General features: G+C 37.4%; 18 protein-coding genes. 14 read left to right on the top strand and 4 right to left on the bottom strand.

The genetic code is table 11. The features are described from left to right. From WQ54_RS05260 to WQ54_RS05230, 7 genes are all read left to right on the top strand, one after another. Entirely contained in the window at positions 1–984 is a 984-nt protein-coding gene (locus tag WQ54_RS05260) for a glycosyltransferase (protein WP_046513067.1), read from the top strand. Beyond that, on the top strand, positions 981–1,448 hold the full coding sequence (pssD, locus tag WQ54_RS05255; RefSeq protein WP_046513064.1) for a PssD/Cps14F family polysaccharide biosynthesis glycosyltransferase: 468 nt from the start codon (positions 981–983) through the stop codon (positions 1,446–1,448). The genes WQ54_RS05260 and pssD overlap by 4 nt, the downstream gene beginning before the upstream one ends. Then, entirely contained in the window at positions 1,445–1,930 is a 486-nt protein-coding gene (gene pssE / locus WQ54_RS05250; RefSeq protein WP_046513060.1) for a PssE/Cps14G family polysaccharide biosynthesis glycosyltransferase, read from the top strand. Before pssD ends, pssE begins: the two co-directional genes overlap by 4 nt. Next, positions 1,927–3,303, top strand: a complete 1,377-nt coding sequence (locus tag WQ54_RS05245; protein WP_046513057.1) for a sugar phosphate nucleotidyltransferase — start codon at positions 1,927–1,929, stop codon at positions 3,301–3,303. The genes pssE and WQ54_RS05245 overlap by 4 nt, the downstream gene beginning before the upstream one ends. 58 nt (positions 3,304–3,361) lie before the next feature. Next, the gene (locus WQ54_RS05240) at positions 3,362–4,492 is read left to right on the top strand and encodes an endo-1,4-beta-xylanase (protein ID WP_052737673.1); all 1,131 of its coding nucleotides are present in this window, start codon (positions 3,362–3,364) and stop codon (positions 4,490–4,492) included. A gap of 700 nt (positions 4,493–5,192) precedes the next feature. Beyond that, positions 5,193–5,933, top strand: a complete 741-nt coding sequence (locus tag WQ54_RS05235; RefSeq protein WP_231597454.1) for a YveK family protein — start codon at positions 5,193–5,195, stop codon at positions 5,931–5,933. After that, the gene (locus WQ54_RS05230) at positions 5,923–6,624 is read left to right on the top strand and encodes a CpsD/CapB family tyrosine-protein kinase (RefSeq protein ID WP_046513054.1); all 702 of its coding nucleotides are present in this window, start codon (positions 5,923–5,925) and stop codon (positions 6,622–6,624) included. The genes WQ54_RS05235 and WQ54_RS05230 overlap by 11 nt, the downstream gene beginning before the upstream one ends. Positions 6,625–6,833: 209 nt before the next feature. Here the strand turns inward: WQ54_RS05230 and WQ54_RS05225 are convergent, their stop codons facing one another. Both WQ54_RS05225 and WQ54_RS05220 read right to left on the bottom strand, forming a co-directional pair. Further along, complete coding sequence (locus WQ54_RS05225) at positions 6,834–8,186, bottom strand: glycosyltransferase (RefSeq protein ID WP_046513051.1); 1,353 nt, start codon at positions 8,184–8,186, stop codon at positions 6,834–6,836. Between the two features lie 58 nt (positions 8,187–8,244). Further along, positions 8,245–8,598, bottom strand: a complete 354-nt coding sequence (locus WQ54_RS05220; protein ID WP_046513048.1) for a hypothetical protein — start codon at positions 8,596–8,598, stop codon at positions 8,245–8,247. 278 nt (positions 8,599–8,876) lie between these two features. Here WQ54_RS05220 and WQ54_RS05215 point away from each other — a divergent pair, with 278 nt between their 5' ends. Then, positions 8,877–9,095, top strand: coding sequence for a hypothetical protein (locus tag WQ54_RS05215; RefSeq protein WP_046513046.1), 219 nt, complete (start codon positions 8,877–8,879; stop codon positions 9,093–9,095). Positions 9,096–9,113: 18 nt separating this feature from the next. Here the strand turns inward: WQ54_RS05215 and WQ54_RS05210 are convergent, their stop codons facing one another. Then, positions 9,114–9,554 carry a hypothetical protein gene (locus tag WQ54_RS05210; RefSeq protein ID WP_046513043.1) on the bottom strand — a complete coding sequence of 147 codons (441 nt, stop codon included), beginning with the start codon at positions 9,552–9,554 and terminating at the stop codon, positions 9,114–9,116. A 326-nt stretch (positions 9,555–9,880) separates the two neighbouring features. On the opposite strand from WQ54_RS05210, the gene WQ54_RS33410 reads away from it, so the two are divergent. Then, a complete protein-coding gene (locus WQ54_RS33410; RefSeq protein ID WP_156177730.1) occupies positions 9,881–10,048 on the top strand; it encodes a hypothetical protein in 168 nt (55 codons plus the stop codon). Between the two features lie 161 nt (positions 10,049–10,209). Here WQ54_RS33410 and WQ54_RS05205 read toward each other — a convergent pair whose 3' ends face one another. Further along, positions 10,210–10,779, bottom strand: a complete 570-nt coding sequence (locus tag WQ54_RS05205) for a dihydrofolate reductase family protein (RefSeq protein WP_046513040.1) — start codon at positions 10,777–10,779, stop codon at positions 10,210–10,212. A 488-nt stretch (positions 10,780–11,267) separates the two neighbouring features. Here WQ54_RS05205 and WQ54_RS05200 point away from each other — a divergent pair, with 488 nt between their 5' ends. The 5 genes from WQ54_RS05200 (at position 11,268) to sipW (ending at position 15,121) form a co-directional block, all read left to right on the top strand. Next, positions 11,268–12,710: an alkaline phosphatase PhoX gene (locus WQ54_RS05200; RefSeq protein WP_052737672.1), complete on the top strand. Its 1,443-nt coding sequence runs from the start codon at positions 11,268–11,270 to the stop codon at positions 12,708–12,710. 107 nt (positions 12,711–12,817) lie between these two features. After that, on the top strand, positions 12,818–13,399 hold the full coding sequence (locus WQ54_RS05195; protein ID WP_046513037.1) for a TasA family protein: 582 nt from the start codon (positions 12,818–12,820) through the stop codon (positions 13,397–13,399). 80 nt (positions 13,400–13,479) lie between these two features. Then, positions 13,480–14,046 (top strand): TasA family protein, encoded by a 567-nt coding sequence (locus tag WQ54_RS05190; protein ID WP_046513034.1) that lies wholly within the window; start codon positions 13,480–13,482, stop codon positions 14,044–14,046. Between the two features lie 48 nt (positions 14,047–14,094). Next, positions 14,095–14,562 (top strand): hypothetical protein, encoded by a 468-nt coding sequence (locus WQ54_RS05185; RefSeq protein ID WP_156177726.1) that lies wholly within the window; start codon positions 14,095–14,097, stop codon positions 14,560–14,562. Further along, positions 14,537–15,121: a signal peptidase I SipW gene (gene sipW, locus WQ54_RS05180; protein WP_046513254.1), complete on the top strand. Its 585-nt coding sequence runs from the start codon at positions 14,537–14,539 to the stop codon at positions 15,119–15,121. The genes WQ54_RS05185 and sipW overlap by 26 nt, the downstream gene beginning before the upstream one ends. Positions 15,122–15,417: the final 296 nt, after the last annotated feature.

Raw genomic sequence — 15,417 nt, 5'->3', positions numbered from 1 at the left:
ATGGAATTTATCATATGGGGGAAATATCAATCTAGAGCGGAGCGATTAGCAAGCTACCTAGATGATTGTAATATCCATTATATTCACTCGGATCAATCAATACTTGTTCGGTATATGTCTAGTCTTATCAAATCCCTGAATATTATCTTGAAATCAAAATCTGATACGTTTATTATCCAGCTTCCTCCTAATTTAATCATCTATCTGATCCCTTTTATTAAGATGTTTAATAAAAGAGCAAAAATCATCCTAGATATGCATAATGGAGCAACAAGGGGCAACTGGGGAAAGCTCCCTTTTATATGGAAGATTATGAATAAATATTCAGATCTGATCATTGTGCATAACGAGGACTATTTTAACGAAATCACAAGTACAGGAAAGGTAACGACGAAGTTAATCGAAGTGCTGCCAGATCCGCCGGCAGAAAAGCATCGAACGACTATTTTAGGTTTAAACCATTCAGATTTCTTGAAGGAAGGCAAAACAAACGTCCTTATCCCTTGTTCATATAACCCGGATGAACCGATTTTTGAGCTGGTGGAATTAGCGAAAATGAATCCGGATCTTCATTTAATTTTAACGGGGAACAAAAATAAAGCGTTCAAGCTGTTAGGTGACAGGGAGATTCCAAAGAATATTACATTCTCAGGTTTCATAAGCGCTGAGGAATACAAGTATTTGTTCTTGCATGCAGATGTTGTGATGGGCTTAACAAAGAATGAAAATATTCAATTAAGTGTTTCGACGGAAAGTTTGTCCTTTGGAAGACCAGTTATTCTCTCTGATACGAAAACCTTGAGGAAGCTATATCCAAGTGGATTTATCTTTACGGATAATCAGCCCGAGCATATGAATATCAGCATTAAGCACTACTTGGACGATTATAAAAAGCTAACGAAGGAATTAAGTGAAGTTCGAGAAGAAAAAATAAACATGTGGAACGTGAAGTTACTGCAGTTGAGAGGAGAATATAATCTATGAAAATTCTATTTACCTCTTCTACGGGTGGACATTTAGAGCAATTAAAGGTATTAGTCAACGAATTAAATGTTGGAAAAGAGACAGATCGCTACGTATTAATTGAGAAAAGCCCTTTTGAAAATAAATTCCTAAATGTTAAAGATGTGTTTTATTTTGTTCAACAAGATCGTAAGGATAAATTTTTTATCTTTAAATTTATCAAAAACATCTTTACAGCCTTTAACGTTTTAAGAAAAGTAAAGCCTGACTTTTTGCTAAGTACGGGGGCAGGCGCCACATTGCCGGTGATTGTCCTGGCTAAATTATTCGGGACAAAGGTCATTTATATTGAGAGTCTTGCCAAAATCAATAATCTGACCATAACGGGTAAAATCAGCAGCAAATTCGCCAATCGATTTTATGTTCAGTGGAATGAACTATCACATAAAATACCAAATACCGTTTATAAAGGAAGATTATATTGATATTTATTACATTAGGAACGCAGAGATTTCCATTAAATCGGATTGTTGATCAGGTGAAAGAACTTAGAAAAACGTATAAGGGCGACATTGTGATTCAAAATGGCTATACAAAATGTGAGCTAAGCGGGGTTCTTTCCCAAAGCTTTATGGACAGCGATCTTTTTGTTAATTACATCAATGAGGCTGATATTGTGATTACACACGGCGGCACCTCCAGTATTATTAAATCGCTTGAAGCGAAAAAGAAGGTTATCGCTGTTCCTCGTTTAGCAAAATTTAAAGAGCATGTTGATGACCATCAGCTTGATATTTGCTTAACCTTTGAGGAAAAAGGCTACCTGACCGTTTTAAAAGAGGATGAACATATCATCGATAAAATTGAAGGCTTGAAAACTCAAACGTTTAATCAATATGTCAGCAATAAGCGTGATCTATTAAATGATATTGCCCACTATATTAAACAGGCTGGTGAATATGCATGAAATTGATTCTATTATCCGGCGGGAGCGGAAGCCGATTATGGCCGCTTTCAAATAATGCCAGGTCCAAACAATTTTTAAAGGTGTTAAAAAATGAACAGCAGCAATTAGAATCAATGGTTCAACGAGTTTGGGGGCAGCTGAATACAGTAGGTCTTGCGGATTCAACCATTATTGCCACGAGCAAATCCCAAGTCGATATGATTCAAAGCCAATTAAATAGTCAGGCAGACTTAGTGATTGAGCCTGTGAGAAGGGATACGTTTCCTGCCATTGTTCTTGCTGCTTCCTACCTGTATAGTGTGAAAAATGCTTCCTTAGATGAAGTCGTTTCTGTTTTACCTGTAGACCCTTTTGTTGAGGCATCGTTTTTTGAAAGAATGCTGGACATGGAAGAAGCACTAAACTCAAGTCAAGCTGATATTGCGTTAATGGGTGTACAGCCAACCTTCCCATCTGAAAAATATGGGTACATTGTTCCTGAAGCTCATACACAAACGAATGATTATCGGGTTGTTAATCGCTTTGTCGAAAAGCCAAAAGAGAGCCATGCGGCAGAGTTAATGGAGGATGGAGCGCTTTGGAATTGCGGCGTGTTTTCTTTTAAACTGGAATACATCATCAACCTTCTAAAAGAAAAAGGCCTTCCAACCAACTACGATGAGTTGCTTGAAGGGTATGGGGAATTGCCAAAAATCAGCTTTGACTATGAGGTTGTGGAAAAGGCGGAGAAAATTGTCGTTCTTCCTTATGACGGATATTGGAAGGATTTAGGAACGTGGAATACGCTGACAGAAGAAATGGCCGCTGGATTAATTGGAAAAGGCCAAATTAGTCCGGAATGTGATAACACCCATTTAATTAATGAGTTGGATATTCCGGTTGTGGTCATGGGATTATCAAATGTCGTAGTAGCGGCAAGTCCTGATGGAATCCTGGTAACTGAAAAAAGCGCAAGTCCCCGTGTAAAAGAAGTGGTAGCCAATCTCGTCGATCGTCCGATGTATGAAGAGCGTCGCTGGGGTTGGTATAAAGTTCTTGATCATAGTAAGTTTGACGGAGGAAACGAAGTTCTTACGAAGAGAATTGGCGTTAAAGCTGGCAAAAATCTCAGTTATCAGTTCCATCATCAACGGAGTGAAGTATGGACGATTGTAAAAGGAGAAGGTGTCCTTGTTTTGAATGGCAAGATGAGCGTGGTTCGGCCGAATGACGTCATTCAAATTAACAAAGGCGAGTATCATGCCCTTAAGGCCGTGACGGATTTAGAGCTGATTGAGGTTCAAAGCGGCAGTGAGCTTATCGAAGAGGATATCGTCCGAGTCATGATGAACTGGGATGAAATTGAAGAGCTTTGTTATGCGTCTGCTAATTAAGTTCAATTGTCTCTATATAAAAAGTAAAAAGCGCTCTTTAGCGCTTTTTACTTTCTAAATGGAAACTGATATTTATGCAAAACGATTAATAGGGGGTGATACTATCATACGAAATAGTTATTTCCGAAAAAGGTATTGGAAGTTACGGAAAAATAAGTTTTTTCCGATCATCTTTGTATTAATAGGGATTGGTGCTATTTTCTTCTTCACCTTTATATCTGGTAAAGATCCATTAAAAGCAGAAGCGGAAAAGAATGATTTTTTAATCGGTTCTGCTGTAAGATATGATCCATTAATGAAGGAAGAGGACTACAGGGAAAAGATAAAAGAAGAATTTAATGTCATTACAATCGAAAATGAAATGAAATTCAGTACGATCCATCCTGAACCGTACGTTTATGATTTTACGGAAGCAGACGCAATTGTCGAATTCGCAAATGAAAACAATATAAAGGTAAGAGGGCATACGTTAGTCCATCGGTCTCTTCCAAAATGGCTTACGGAAGGAAATTATTCAAAGGAAGAAGTGCGTGAGATCCTTAAATCTCATATCAAAACCGTGGTCACTCATTATCGCGGCAAAGTATTTGCATGGGATGTTGTGAACGAAGCTTTTACAGAAGATGGTGAGTATCGAGATAATTTTTGGCTGCGCAAGCTAGGTCCGGAATATATTAAACTAGCTTTTAAATGGGCACATGAAGCAGATCCTGATGCGCTGCTATTTTATAACGACTATGATAATGAAGAAGTAAATAAAAAATCGACGGCTATCTATGAACATATCAACAATATAAAAAGCAAAGGTGTTCCTGTCCACGGCGTTGGTTTTCAAATGCACACAACAATCAATAATGAGTATGATTTTAAAAGTACCCAAGAAAACATGAAACGATTGGCTAAATCAAACCTGCAGGTACATATAACAGAACTGGATATAAAACTACAGGATCGAACGGAGCTGACCTTTCAAGAAAAGCTCGATAAGCAATCTGGAATATATGGTGACATCCTTTCCACATGTTTATCTGCTAATAATTGCAAAGCGTTAGTTATGTGGGGATTTACGGATAAGCATAGCTGGATACCAAAACAAACGGAAACAGATGATTATCCACTGATCTTTGATCGAAACTATCAACCTAAACCTTCATATGATGTGTTGAATGATATTTTGTCATCCTCATAATAAGAGTTAAAATAAGAATCTATATTGTGTTGATGTTGGTCAATTATGATATTTATTGAATATTGGACTTTAGGGATAATAAAATTGGAAAAATTAAAATATCTGGTAATACTTGTAGTATAATTTTATTTATGCGAAGGAGAGAAAGAGCAATGATCTAATTCAGACTTTTCTCCTTCGCTTTTCATTACGAACGGTATAATTAAATAAACCTTTTTAATTTAAAAAAGTAGGGTTGTAAATTTAGTGAAACACATCTCCTTTTTTGTTCAGTCTCTTCCTCCATCCTGAAGAAGTTTCTCTATCAATTCATGAAATTTCCCTTATGACTAGTAATACATTTTATATTTAGAAAAGGAGCTGTTTTCGGATAATGATAGGCTCTTAAAACGATTGTGTCTGTTATAATCTATAATAATTTTTTGTAACATGAATGTAACATTCAATTAAACCAGAGACTCTAAAATAATAAATTTTCGACAAATTTCTTATCATGATAAATGATAAATATAATAGATATAACGATGGAAACGTTTTAATTCTTGTCGAAATATGGTAGGAGAAAAAATGGCAATTATTAAGTGTAATATATTGTAGAAATGCTGTAACGAAATCGTTATAATTACAACTGTTGGTATTTTTTCGTAAGTTGGACAAAAGTACTAAGGATAAAAATTTATATAGATATTTGGAGGTAACAATGAAGGAAGCAATAGAAGAAGAAATAAGTTTGCGAGAGTTGCTGCAAATTATAAAAAAACGCATCTGGATCATCATTATCACAACGTTTATAGCAACGATCACATGTGGAATAATAAGCTACTTCGTCTTAACACCCGTCTACCAGACTACTACACAACTTCTCGTTAAACCTAAGTCAGAACAGAACGTCATCAATCCAAACGATATTTCAATGAATACACAAATCATTAATACGTATAACGAGATTATTAAAAGTCCTGTTATTTTAGAGGAAGTTGCAAATGAATTAGGTTTAGACCGAGATTTAACTGAGCAAATAACGGTCACAACGAAAAACGAATCACAAATTTTATTGGTTACGGTAAATGATACTGATCCTGCTTTAGCTAGGGATATTGCAAATACAGTAGCATCTGTTTTTCAACGTGAACTGGTTACTATTATGAATGTTGATAACGTTAATATTCTATCAAAGGCTGAATTAGGAATTCAGGTTAAACCAAATCCTGCACTTAACACGGCTATTGCATTTGTTGTAGGTCTAATGGCAGGAACAGGAATAGCCTTTTTGCTAAATGCATTAGATAACACGGTAAAAAATGAACAAGATGTTGAGAAGTATTTAGATTCCCCAGTATTGGGATCGATAATATTGATTAAAAGTGAAGAAGAAAATGGAAAAGCAAGTTCTTCAAAAATGGTAAAACAAAGAGTTGGGGGGGAATCTCATGGCGCGTAAGAAATTTGGGTCTCAACTAAGAAATCTTTCCCGAAACTTAATTACTATGACTAATCCGAAATCCCCAGTTTCAGAACAGTATCGAACCATTCGGACGAATATACAATATTCTACAGTTGATCAAAAAATTAAAACATTAATGGTAACTTCATCAAATCCAATGGAAGGAAAATCCACAACAGTTGCGAATTTAGCTGTTGTTTTCGCCCAACAAGGTAAGAAGGTTTTGGTGATTGATGCTGATATGAGAAAACCTACTGTTCATTATACATTTCGTGTAGAAAATATTGTTGGTTTAATCAATGTTCTATCAAAAGAAGCATCAATCGACCAAGCAATACAGTCAACAGAAAATGAAAATTTATTTGTATTGTCCTGTGGTCCGATCCCGCCAAATCCTGCAGAATTATTAGAATCTGAGGCGATGAATGATTTGTTGGACAGTGTAAAGGAACATTTTGATTTTGTTATTTTTGATACACCGCCCATTTTAGCTGTGACAGATGCTCAAATTCTAGCGAATAAGTGTGACGGAACTGTTCTGGTTATTCATAGTGGAAAAACAGAGATTGATTTAGCCCAGAAAGCTAAAGATATGCTTGTAGATGCAAATGGGAAATATCTAGGTGTTGTCCTTAATGCAAAAAAACAACAGCTCGGTCAACATTATTACTATTACGGGGGAAAATAGATTTTTAGATGCAATTGGCTCTGTTTTAAGGATACAAACGTTTACTATACTTGAATGATGATCAGCAGCTAGCTAATCATCATTGAATCATGAGCATTTATGAACTAATCTATTTAGAAGTTTAGACGAAGACCACATCGATAAATTTACAAAAGATATAAAAAAGCTGAACCACTTGTCCTATCAAGACCATTGGCTCAGCTTTTTCATTACTTCCAATTCCTCTTAAACTTAAACACTTCCTGCACATATCCATATACAGAAACAGGAGACATTATCATTTGATAACCTATCACAAATAGAACAAACCCTGCGATATTTTTGCGGATTCTTAGATTTAAAGGCTTAAAGACATAATGCTTTTGATAGTAATAAAGAATGCCATAGCTAAAAAGAGTTAATGGCAGAACAAGTAATGTCATCGGCCCGACGATCCAGTAATGACCGAAACAAGCCAACACGAGTCCTGGAATCCAGCATAAAGTAAAAGTAAGGTCTAGGTAGGGCATAATTAAATTGACTCCAGTTAAATATTTACTATAAACTTGCGGCTGCTTCCAGGGTTTGATTTCATTCAATCCTTCAATCATGCCTCTTGCCCATCTTGCTCGCTGGCGGATGAAGTGTTTAAGGGAGCTTGGAACCTCAGTGAATGCTACAGCCAGCGGTTCGAAGTATACTCTCCAATGCTTTTGCAGCAAACGCCACGTTAACACGATATCTTCGCCAATTGCATTCGGCCAGCCGCCGACTTCCTTCACACAGCTTGTCTTATAGAGGCTATAAGCACCTTGTGCAACAAGTGTACCTTGGTAGAGGCCCTGCAATCTTTTAATTGAGGCAATTCCTAAAAAATAATCCCATTCCTGTATCTTTGTCCAAATATTTTCCCTGCTGTTTTTTGTCAGAACAGATCCAGCAACAGCACAAACATCATCCGGGCTGGACTTTATACGTGCGACCAGATATCGAATGGAAGACTTCGGCAGGAGCGTATCAGCATCAAGCGTAATCACATATGGAGTATGTACGGCCTGCAATGCGAGATTCAAGGCATGAAACTTACCAGGCTTTTCCTCGTGAAGAAGATCAATCTCGAAGGTAAGCTCCTTCTTTGCTCTTTGAACTTCTTTTACTGTGTGATCAGTTGAGGCATTATTAATCACAATAACCTTCATGTTTCCTTGATAGTCTTGTTTATCCAAATAATAAAGAGTTTGAAATATTTTATCTGCCTCATTATGGGCCGCAATAAGGACAGTAATTTCATCAGTAGGAAATTCATTTTTTAAAGGCGGCTGCCGGTCTAACAGTAAACTCATGACGAGAAAGGCATTTAAGTAACCTGGGATATAGGAGATCCCGCCAATGATAAGCAAGGCAACTGGAAACGATACGATTTTAGATAAATCCTCCAGCCAAGGAAGGCCTAAATAAATCGAAATGCACATCCATAGAAAAGCTGCTGCATGGCTGATTATAAACTTTGATTTGATTGGAATATAAAACCTTTTATACTCTGGTTTAAGTGGCGATTTTAAAGGGTCTACTACTGTTTTCACTTTTCATCTGTGCCTTTCTATAAAAAATCTTTATCATATCGTTTTGCAGAACTAGGACTTAGTTCCATATTTTATAAGTTACAATGGCATGAATGGTGTGCCTGCTCACTTTATATTCTTCCGCTAGCTTCCGTATGGAAATCGTTGCTTCATTTGAGTAGCGGTCTCTAATTTCCTTCACATCCTCAGCTGTTAAGTGAGACCGGCTCATTTTTGTTTTTGGGACTAATGGATGATCTCTTTTTATCGTTTCATATGCAGGTCCCAGCATCGTTTTTTTAATTTTTGCCTTGGTTAAACTTGATCTAGCCAGGCCCAGCTTCGCTTTGGATAAATTCAGCTTATGCTCCTCTGAGAGCTTCCATCCCTTCATGGCTTGACTAATTTTTTCATTCTTCGATTGGTTTTTCATGGCTCCACCTTTTAAAAGCAAAATGAGTTTTTCATAGGTATTTAGTAATAATAAAATTTCAAAATTAATTAATCAATATTCAGATTATGGAAATTCCCTTGTGAGAGGGAATAGTTATTCATACCCTTTTTCATAGGAAATGAAGGGGTATTTCATGTTGAAAATGCTTTATTTTTTGTGAATGAGAAAGGCGAATGTCCATGGGTTCCTATTTTTACTATTATTTTCCTTCTAATGATCGTTTTTTCGAATAAAAATGTTCTTAAGGAGGGGAAGGGATGGAGTCTCAACATATAAGAGATTTTACTGTATGGACCTTTCTGGACTATATTGGGGATTTCTTAATCCTCTTTGCTGTTATTCTGGTATGTGAATGGTATGCAGGAAAGAAAGGATACAACATCTTTGAACGAACATGGTTGATAACAGCGGCAGTTCTAATGGTTTTGATCTTAGCTTTGTGGAGAACGTACGGAAGATTATTAAATTGGGTTTAATTTGGTCAATCTCTATGCTTATTTCGGAGAAAGACTATTCATATTTAACCGCAGGACGAGAATTTTCTCTCCCTTTAAATAAGCCTCTTCTGTAATAATTCCATGAAATTTTAAATATCTTAAATAGTAATGAATATTGCTCGCTGTACTTTCATCGATGAAAGGCAGCTTTTGTTGTGCTTCAATATCGTTTAAACTAATTCCAAGCTCGAGGTCAAACAATTGCAATTGTTCACTTTGCAAGCATTTTTCAGCATATTGAATAATATCCTCTTTGCGAACTTGATACATGCGTGTACCGTGTTTTTTACCTCCAAACAATCCCTTTTTCGCACCTTCAAGTATTTTATTGTAATGAGATTTATCATGCTGATTAACGATTCTAAGTATACGTAAGACAATCTTATTTGCCTCAGGTACGGTCACATACCCAGGATCCAGATGGTAGTTTTTCTTCATAAGATACCCCCGATCATTTTTATTTACATATTATGTTTTATGAGGGGATTTGAAATTTATTCCTTAGGATACAAAACAGAATAATACATTGACAAGACTCACTCTCACAAGGAAAGACCATTAAACAATGTGAATGGTTTTGCAAAGCGCTCTTCCCGTTGGATATATCCTTTCTACTAAAAAAGTATGATTTGGACAGATCAGAGTGATCTGCAGACGAACATATCAACACAAAGTAACACGTTGAAAATAGTCCATCCCACACTTTTGACAGCGTTTCCACGCCTGTAAAATGAAAATAATAATAGATTAGGAGGCGGCTATTCATGTCTTTGCTATCTAAATTGAAGTATGGCTGGCATTATTTAAGAAGAAATTATCACAAAGAATTAATTGAAAGCTGCCTTGATCATGAATTAAGAGCTAAGTTAAAAAATAAATTAGACTATCATAATATAAAGCTTGAAGAACTATGTGGGAAAAAAGCATCTTGATGAATAAAGGATAGATGAGCAGAATGAAAAGCTCTATCTATCCTTTTTTGTCCTAATACATTCGTTCGTTTCCGTACAATGCTTCACCATCTTGTATCTATTACTATCTTGTATTTCCTAATGATTTTTAGTGTATGTTATCTTTGGGATGTGAAATCTTATCAATTCCTATTCAAATGATAGATTAGTTGTACAACACCAGAAGAGAATGTTCTTGTTTTCACCATTTTTAAATCCAACCTCTTTTTTATATCAATAAACAATGGTTTCCCTTCTCCCAAAATAACAGGGTGAACAGATAATCTAAATTCATCAACAAGCCCCAAATTGATAAACGTTGTAATAAGACTTGCTCCACCATATAGCCAGATGTCTTTACCAGGCTTCTTCTTTAATTTATTTACTTCTTCAACAATATTATCATTTATGAATTTTGCTTTAGTATCATTCCCTTTTTTCGTACTGGAAAAAACATATTTCTCTTTACTGTGAACTAGTTCCCATAGTTCTTTTTCAGCTTCATTATCTTCAATTTCTGGAGTAAATTGACCCCACAAATCGTAGCTTTTTCTTCCATATAAAATCGTATCAATTTGATTTAAGAAATGAGTAAAGTCCATTTCAGAGTCCATTATGCACCAATCAACTTCCCCATTTTTTCCTTCAATAAAACCATCTAACGTTACTGCTAAATCTAAAATTATCCTTCTTGGTCTATCGTTATTAGACATTCTTTTTCCTCCCCAAACCTACGTATTTAAATTAAAGAATTCTCTATTCTTGTTGGGCTAACCTGCTTCGTTCCACAAAAAGAAAAAGCTGCCGATAATGACAGCTCCCATCTTTAACTTTTGCACTAAGCCGCAAGGCAAACCATTAAAAAAGAGAGAACCGATTCTATTTTGTAAATCATTCCCTTAACATTCTTAACGCTAAGTTAATATCACCAGAACCAATTTCCTGCATATCCAACCAAACTCCTAGTCTCTTCAACCCTCATTTTCTATCACAAATGGTAGAAAATGATGCTAATGACCGACGCGTCCGAAAAAATATTCCATTTTCCCCGTTTTTAACCATCCATTCTCCTCATTTTTCATCGTAAACGACAAAATTACATTTAATTTACATAGATTTCAAACCCATTTGGTAACGTTTTAGTAGAGCAAATTTCATAGAATATGACCTCAAGACTAAAATTGTTAGGGAGGAATAGATTGTGAATGGTAACAGTAAAGGCTTAAACAGACGTGATTTCTTGAAGGCTGGCGGAATGGGGACGGTTGCATTAACACTTGGAACAACAGGGCTTTTGTCATTGAACGGTGCATCAGAAGCAATGGCAGCGACTAGAAGCACAAGCGGCGGATTTGGGGGCTATGGTCCTCTTGTAAAGGATCCAAACGGCATTCTTGATCTTCCAAAAGGCTTTCATTATAAGATTATTTCATCAACAGGGGACGTTATGCATAACGGTGACAAAGTTCCTGCTATGCATGATGGAATGGCTGCGTTTAAAGGTGAGAAAAATACGACCATTCTTGTACGTAACCATGAGAACGGAACAAATGCTGATTATCCTGTAAACGGAAAAAATCCTTGGAGCAAAGGTGCAGCTGGCGGTACGACAGCTCTTATTGTGACACCTGACCGTGAAGTGATTGACGAGTATGTCACCAACTCAGGAACAATCCGTAACTGTGCTGGCGGAGCTTCCACATGGGGCACTTGGTTAACATGTGAAGAAACACGCGATTTAGGCCACGGCTTTGTTTTTGAAGTGAATCCGCTTGATCCAGAGAATGAAATGTCGAAAACACCTATTCGTGATATGGGGTATTTTTCTCATGAAGCATGTGCGGTTGATCCGTCAACTGGCATTTGGTATTTAACAGAGGATGCTAACCCAAGCTTCCTGTATCGTTTTACGCCGCATGACCGCAGCCAAACACTTGGCTCACTTCAAAAAGGCGGAATTCTTGAAGCAGCAGCGATTGATGAAATTTCAACTTCATCTGCTGGTGAGTTAAACAGCGGACAAAAGTTTGGAATCGTATGGAAGAAATTAAATCCTGAGCGTGCTCAGCAGGATGCAAAGGATTTAGGCTGTATTCAATTTAGCCGCTTAGAGGGAGCGATTTTCTCTGCAGGAACATTCTGGTTTGATGACACAAGTGCCGGCTCTCAAGACCTTGGTCGTGTATATCGTTATTTCCCTGCGACAAATACACTTGAGCTTTTCTATGAATCTACATCACAAAATGAGTTAGAAATGCCTGACAATATCACGATCACTCCATGGGGAGACCTTTGGATTGCAGAAGATGGCGGCGGAAATGACCGTATCATCGGCTTAACACCGGAAGGAAAAATCTACAAATTTGCTGAAAATATGATGAACGGCTCTGAATTTGCAGGTCCTACCTTCTCACCAGATGGAAAGACCTTCTTCGTCAATATGCAAACACCTGGAATTACCTTTGCGATCTGGGGACCATTCGCTCGCAGAAATACTGCGCGCCAACGTGCAATGGGACTTGCCCAGCCACCAGCATCCCTGGCACCTGCAGTATCTGACAAGCTTTTTGCGTTTGCTGAAGAGCAAGGAATGTCCCGTTTAGAGGCGGCTGCATTAGAGCGCCATGGGATGCCGATTCTCTAATAGTTATTGCTTGGAAATTCTTCATAAGAAATGACATCTTTTGGTCAAGCCTTCTTAAATTATGATTTTTTTCACATGATAGAAAATAAAATTGGGAGGAAATAAAGATGGGAATTAAAAGCACATTAGCTATGGGTTTAGCAACAGCCGTTTTAGGAGTGGGATTAATCAGCGGAGGAACGTTTGCTTACTTTAGTGATACAGCAGAAACGAATAATACATTTGCAGCTGGAACATTGGATCTTGCAGTTGATCCAGAAGTGGTGATTGATGTAAATAATTTAAAACCAGGCAGCTGGGAGATTCGTGCCTTTGATATTGTGAATAATGGTTCACTTGATATCACTGAGGTACTGATCAAAACAAGTTATGAAGTAGTTGATGCAATGGGCGACAATACCGATGATTTTGGTAAGCATATCCGCGTAAACTTCCTTGAAAACAGTGATAAGTCTGAAGAAACTGGCTATAATGACATCATTTATTCAACAACTCTATATGATTTACAACAAATGACACCAGATGCTGTTGAGAAAAAGGTTATTGGCTTTGATAATGAACAAAGCGGATTACCAGCTGGTTCAAAGGATACGATGTATGTCGAATTCGAGTTTGTTGATAATGAGGAAGATCAAAACCAATTCCAAGGCGATCAATTAAAGCTTAATTGGGCATTTGAGGCGAAATAATAGATTACTAGCTTTCTATGATGAGTGAGGAGAAGATTTCTCCTCCTTTTCTGCATTTAAACGTAAAGGGAGGGACTGACATGAGTGTAAAAGGCAAAATTTTAACAAGTATCGCGATGGCTGCACTTGGCTTGAGTTTAATTACTGAGGGGACGGTTGCTTATTTTAATGACAAGGAGCCTGTAACCAACACCTTTTCCACTGGTGTATTGGATCTTGGCATCAATAAAGAAACCATTTTTCAAATTGACGATATTGTCCCAGGTGATTCCATGACAGGGAATTTCAAGCTGACCAATGATGGCAGTGTTGATATGAAGGAAGTGAAGCTGCATTCTGCATATGAAGTCATCGATAACGGAGATCAAAATCAAGGAGATGACCTAGGTAAATATATCCGTGTGGAATTTGTCAGGATGGTCAATGGAAAGCAATCGGTTGTCTTTCAAAAAACATTATCTGAGCTAAAGGCTCAGCCCCAACAAGCTTTAAAGGAATTTAAAGCCGGAGGCGCTGCAGAGGATTGTATGATTCGAATCACGTTTATTAACAATGGCAAAGATCAAAGTCATTTTCAAGGTGATCAGTTGAAGCTTACCTGGGAATTTGAAGCGATTCAAAGGGACGGAAAACCGGTTCGCAGATAGAATCAAGATCATATGAAGCAGGAAATCGTATGGAAGGCGGAGGTTTACGTGAAATGCATCCGTAAGCAAACATCCAGGTCGCGAAATTGGTTGTTCATGGCGTTGGGTTGGTATGTCGTGATCCTATTTGCAGGATCTGTAACGAGTCCCACAACAGCCTATTATCGTGACGAGAAGCAGGTGAATGATAGGATGACGATTGGTACTTGGGAGAGTGACCAGCAGCAAAAAAAGGCTGAGGAACCAATTGAGGAAAGTTTAGCGACAGAGCATGAACAGAACCATAACCAACCAGAAGAAAATAGCGCAGCAAAAGAGAACGATACAGAGTCAAACAAGCTAATCGAAATGGACGAAACAGAAACCGAGATTGATCAAGATACGGAATCAACTCAAACGGAAGCAACGGACGCAGCAAAAGAAGAGCCAACAATAGAAAACGAAGTTATTGTTCCTTCAAAGAATGAAGAGGAAGGTGAAAAGGTTGAAAATGAAGAAGCTGGGAACGTGGATTAATCGGGTTATTACAGGTATTCTCATGGTTTTACTAGTAGCCGTAGCCGGACTGGTTCTTTTGTCTAAACTGTCTGGCGGTATGCCGGAAATTTTTGGCTACCAGTTAAAAGCCGTTTTATCCGGTTCGATGGAGCCTGGTATTCAAACTGGATCTGTCATTGCAGTGAAATCCCTTAGCGAAGAGGAACGAACTCAATTACAAAAGGGCGATGTGATTACCTTCATGGAAGATGAAAATATGTTAATCACTCACCGAGTCATCGATGTAAAATCTACAAATAGCGGAGTCCAATACACGACAAAAGGTGACAATAACAATACACCAGATTCAAACCCTGTTTTAGCTGAAAACGTAGTCGCAGAATATCATGGATTCACCGTCGCCTATGCCGGCTATCTCATTAATTTTTCCCAATCCCCTAATGGCAGTATTTTATTTATGATCATACCCGGTTTCCTGATGCTGGGATATTCTCTCATAACGATTTGGCGTGTTTTAAGACAAGTAGAGGAAAAGCAGAAAGAGAATCCAAATGAAGGGAAATGTTTAAATTTATAAATGATTGAAAGGAGCTGTTTTCCATGAGATCTCTAACAGCTCCTTTCATGTTTGAAAACGAATGTGGATTAATACTGGGCAATTCAATAAGAGTTGTGTCCCTCTCAAGGTTCTCACGGCCGTGTTGAACCAAATTAAAGAGAAAAATGTCCTTCACAGTGGATCTCAAAGCCGTTTTGAACCAAATTAAAGAGAGAAATGTCCTTCACAGAGGTTCTCAAAACCGTTTTGAACCAAATTAAAGAGAGAAATGTCCTTCACAGAGGATCTCAAAGCGTTTTGAACCAAATTAAAGA

Source organism: Bacillus sp. SA1-12 (assembly GCF_000981385.1).
Classification (GTDB): domain Bacteria; phylum Bacillota; class Bacilli; order Bacillales; family Bacillaceae; genus Metabacillus.
This window is presented reverse-complemented; position numbering and strand designations above follow the sequence as displayed.

Coding starts and splice junctions, on each gene's coding strand:
- sipW (WP_046513254.1), top strand. CDS start 14,537: ATGAAGAAGCTGGGAACGTGGATTAATCGGGTTATTACAGGTATTCTC.
- WQ54_RS05190 (WP_046513034.1), top strand. CDS start 13,480: ATGAGTGTAAAAGGCAAAATTTTAACAAGTATCGCGATGGCTGCACTT.
- WQ54_RS33410 (WP_156177730.1), top strand. CDS start 9,881: ATGTCTTTGCTATCTAAATTGAAGTATGGCTGGCATTATTTAAGAAGA.
- WQ54_RS05205 (WP_046513040.1), bottom strand. CDS start 10,779: ATGTCTAATAACGATAGACCAAGAAGGATAATTTTAGATTTAGCAGTA.
- WQ54_RS05220 (WP_046513048.1), bottom strand. CDS start 8,598: ATGAAAAACCAATCGAAGAATGAAAAAATTAGTCAAGCCATGAAGGGA.
- pssD (WP_046513064.1), top strand. CDS start 981: ATGAAAATTCTATTTACCTCTTCTACGGGTGGACATTTAGAGCAATTA.
- WQ54_RS05240 (WP_052737673.1), top strand. CDS start 3,362: ATGGAAACTGATATTTATGCAAAACGATTAATAGGGGGTGATACTATC.
- WQ54_RS05210 (WP_046513043.1), bottom strand. CDS start 9,554: ATGAAGAAAAACTACCATCTGGATCCTGGGTATGTGACCGTACCTGAG.
- WQ54_RS05230 (WP_046513054.1), top strand. CDS start 5,923: ATGGCGCGTAAGAAATTTGGGTCTCAACTAAGAAATCTTTCCCGAAAC.
- WQ54_RS05215 (WP_046513046.1), top strand. CDS start 8,877: ATGGAGTCTCAACATATAAGAGATTTTACTGTATGGACCTTTCTGGAC.
- WQ54_RS05260 (WP_046513067.1), top strand. CDS start 1: ATGGAATTTATCATATGGGGGAAATATCAATCTAGAGCGGAGCGATTA.
- WQ54_RS05235 (WP_231597454.1), top strand. CDS start 5,193: ATGAAGGAAGCAATAGAAGAAGAAATAAGTTTGCGAGAGTTGCTGCAA.
- WQ54_RS05245 (WP_046513057.1), top strand. CDS start 1,927: ATGAAATTGATTCTATTATCCGGCGGGAGCGGAAGCCGATTATGGCCG.
- WQ54_RS05195 (WP_046513037.1), top strand. CDS start 12,818: ATGGGAATTAAAAGCACATTAGCTATGGGTTTAGCAACAGCCGTTTTA.